The organism is Streptomyces sp. NH27 (assembly GCF_056859195.1).
The window spans coordinates 1-732 of the sequence record NZ_JACEGK010001040.1 but is presented as its reverse complement, the minus strand read 5'-3'; the positions used below and the strand labels follow the sequence as shown (position 1 = coordinate 732).

At 77.3% G+C, this 732-nt stretch carries 1 protein-coding gene; it reads left to right on the top strand.

The window, feature by feature from the left end; translation table 11 throughout:
• On the top strand, positions 1-541 hold a 541-nt coding region (locus tag AC13HU_RS37905), incomplete at its 5' end, for a hypothetical protein (protein WP_483046540.1).
• Positions 542-732 lie beyond the last annotated feature (191 nt).

Below are 732 nucleotides of genomic sequence, written 5' to 3'. Positions count from 1 at the left end.
CCCCGGCGCGGTACCCCGGACGCGGGTCCGGGGTGAGGAAGGCCCCGCGGTCGCGTACGACCGCGCGTGGGCCGGGCGGCTGTGGAGCGCGTACGGCGCGGCCACGACGGTGCTGGCCGTGGCGCTCGTGATGGACGGGTGGGACGGCACGCTGGACATGCCGCGGCTGGCGATGTGCGGGGCGCTCGCGGTGGCGCTGTTCGCGATCCTGCTGCCGGCGCGCACCACGGCGGGCGACGGCTGGCTGGAGGTGCGCGGGCTGGTGCGCAGGCGACGCGTGCACACGGAATACCTGGTGTCGGCTCGGTTCCTGGGGGAGATAGACCGCCGGGTGGTGCTGCGCGACGCGTTCGGCGGGCGGGTGTCGGTGGAGGTGCGGGTGCTGCTCGCGAACCCGTTCCTGTGGCACGAACTCGACCGCGGCGCCCGGCGTGCCCACACGGCCGGGCTGCTCCCCGACCGGGGTGCGCTGCGCGAGCTGGCCGAGTCGATCGACACGGCCGGCGCCCGCGAGCTGCTGTCGGCCGCGGGGATGCCCTGACGGGCGGTCATCCGTTTCGGGACCGGGCGGACGGGCCGGGGCGTGCACCGACAGACGTGCGGGGCGTGACCGGACGGACGTGGCGCCCGATCGGCTGACGCGGAAGCGCGGCAGGTGTGTCGGGGTGGGAGGCGGCCGCGGTGGCGGCGGAGGGTGGTGGGCGGCGGCGCCCGCCGGACGCGCGTTCGGTC